Raw genomic sequence first — 2,648 nt, 5'->3', positions numbered from 1 at the left:
CTGGCGAATGCGCCGGCAGCGCTTGAAGGATTTATGAGTCTGGGTGCAGCGCTCGGCGGCGGAGCCCTCGACGAAAAAACTCGCGAGCGACTCGCGCTGGTGATCGCTGAGTGCAACCTGTGCGCTTACTGCTTGAGCTCGCACACGGCTATGGCTGCGAAAATCGGGCTGAATCGAATTGAAATCGCGGACGCGATTCGCGCGAGCGCGGCCGACGCGAGAACCGATGCCATCCTCAAACTTGCACGCAACATCGTTGTCCAGCGCGGGGAACTCACCGACGCCGACCTCGCTCGCGCGCGTGGCGTCGGCTTGAATGACGGCGAAATCGTCGAGACCGTCGCCAATGTCGCGCTGAATATCTTCGAGAACTACATGAGCCACATCGCGCGCGTCCCAATCGACTTTCCGCAACACGAATCTGGCAAGAGATCAGGCCAAGGCGAATCAAATGGACAGCGTCGAAAAGTATGACGATCTGATCATAGGAGGTGGAATCGCGGGCAAATTGATCGCATGGACGACGAGCGACGCCCCTCGTCAAACCGCTATTGTCGAGCGCGAATTGCTCGGTGGCTCGTGCCCCAACGTTGCCTGCCTGCCGAGCGAGAACATGATCTGGTCCGCCAGGGTCCCCGTTCAGGTGCTGGCGAAGCTCCGGGTGTACGGGGGGACTGGTTCCGACCGCCTTCGACAGTGTGGACGATTTTTGGTGTAACTTCTTGCCACGCGCAACGAATGAAAATGTTTGATGACTCACGGCGTCTTGAACGAAGCCGCCTTCGTGCACGACTGATGGAGCGGTTGCAGCAGGGAGACGCGGACGCGTGCAGTGAGCTGCTCGATGAGATCGGTCCTTCGCTGACGTACTTTCTGAGAAGGCGGGTGGGGGATGCTCACGAAGTCGATGACGTTTATCAGGAAGTGTTTATGGCGATATTCGAGGCGCGTCACACCTATGAACCCGGGCGTCCATTTGAGCCTTGGCTCTTTGCGATCGCACGCAATATCGCGGTCGATTACTCTCGCCGGCGTTGGTCCCGATCTCATTGGGAAGAACTCGTCGCTGAACCGCCCGATCGACCGGCGGCCACCACGAGCGCGACGGCTGTCGAACTTGACGTGGTTCTCGCCGAACTTCCGCCAGATCAACGCGAGGCCTTCTCAATGCTGAAGCTCGACGGCCTGTCGCTCCAGGCAGCGGCGGCGCAGGCCGGTGTCTCCGTGACAGCACTGAAGGTCAGGGCGCATCGGGCATACAAAACGGTGAGAAAACTCATTGGCGAATAGATGACAGGAGCCTCAGAAATAATCCACGAAGATCGCCATCGTGCTCTGGTGAGACGGCTCGCAATCGAGGTCACACTGCCCCGTCCGCTTTGGCCGATAAGCGTGCGGCTGGGGATTTGGATGCGCTGGAAGTTGGCATAGTGGCGTGGCCTATGAGTCATACCGCCAACCTTAGAAACAGCCCTCTCTTGTCGCCGAAAGTGTTGTAAAGGATCGCGCGGTAAATGCCGGTCGTTGCGATCAAGTCGTGAATTGAGGTCGCCGCATAGCCGCGCTCTCAAAATAGTGTCAGAGCGCGATCAAGGACTTCGTGAAACCGCTTTGGTAGCAGCGGCGTCGAACCCAATGGGAGGGATTCATCCATGGATTGCGATGACATCGGCGAAAACCACTTAACCGAGCGCGACCCCAGTTCGTCCGCGGCGGAGGCTAGGCGAGTACTAATTCTCGGCGGTGGCTTTGGCGGCATCTATGCCGCGCTAAAACTGGAAAAGCTGATGCGCCGCCACGGCGGCCTCGACGTAACACTCGTTACGAGGGACAACTATTTTCTGTTTACACCAATGCTGCCTGAGGTTGCGGCAGCTGCGCTGGAGCAGGGCACGATCATCAATCCATTGCGCAGACTGCTCAAACGAGTGAAGAGCTTCGTGGGTAAGATCGAAGCTATCGATCTGAAGGCTCGGCTTGTTACGATTTCGCACACGCCCGACGGCCACACTCATCAGTTGCCATACGACCAGCTCGTGATAGCGCTGGGAGCAGAAACGAACTTCTTCAGTCTTCCTGGTGTCGAGGAATCCAGTCTTACGATCAAAACGCTGAGCGATGCGATCGCGGTCCGCAATCAACTCATCACGCACCTTGAAGAAGCCAATGCGGAGTGTGCTGCCGACGAGCGTCACCCAATGATGACTTTCGTCGTTGCTGGTGGCGGATTTGCCGGAGTGGAGACGATCGGCGGGATCAACGATTTCGTGCGTGAAGCGATTCGCTTCTACCCGAACTTGCGCGCAGATCACCTGCGCTTCATGCTTGTGACACCTGACCAACTGATCTTGCCCGAACTAAATCGAAAGCTCGGGATTTACGCTGGACAGAAACTGACTATGCGGGGAGTCGAAATCATAACTGGCGCAAAGGTTAGCTCCTTCAAGGATAAGGTCGTCGAATTAACGAACGGTGATAAGATCGCGACCGATACTCTCATCTGGACCGCCGGCGCAGCGCAGAACCCGATATTAACGCCACTGCCGCTGCCCAAGCGGAATGGACGAATCATGGTCGACCAGTATCTCGCGATCGAAGGATGGCCCGGAATCTGGGCGGTCGGGGATTGCGCTCTGGTCCCTGATGCC

General features: G+C 57.6%; 3 protein-coding genes. All 3 read left to right on the top strand.

All coding sequences use genetic code 11. From position 1 onward, the window contains the following. A partial coding sequence (locus VGI36_10590) for a carboxymuconolactone decarboxylase family protein (protein HEY2485589.1) occupies window positions 1-474 on the top strand: 474 nt, incomplete at its 5' end. A 321-nt stretch (window positions 475-795) separates the two neighbouring features. Beyond that, the gene (locus VGI36_10585) at window positions 796-1,290 is read left to right on the top strand and encodes an RNA polymerase sigma factor (GenBank protein HEY2485588.1); all 495 of its coding nucleotides are present in this window, start codon (window positions 796-798) and stop codon (window positions 1,288-1,290) included. A gap of 362 nt (window positions 1,291-1,652) precedes the next feature. Beyond that, window positions 1,653-2,648, top strand: a 996-nt coding sequence (locus VGI36_10580) for an FAD-dependent oxidoreductase (GenBank protein ID HEY2485587.1), incomplete at its 3' end; no start/stop codon positions are given.

Source organism: Candidatus Binataceae bacterium, assembly GCA_036495685.1.
GTDB lineage: Bacteria > Desulfobacterota > Binatia > Binatales > Binataceae > JAFAHS01.
This window is presented reverse-complemented; position numbering and strand designations above follow the sequence as displayed.

Excerpts from the sequence above, each read along its gene's own strand:
- VGI36_10585 (HEY2485588.1), top strand. The coding sequence starts at position 796 with ATGGAGCGGTTGCAGCAGGGAGACGCGGACGCGTGCAGTGAGCTGCTC.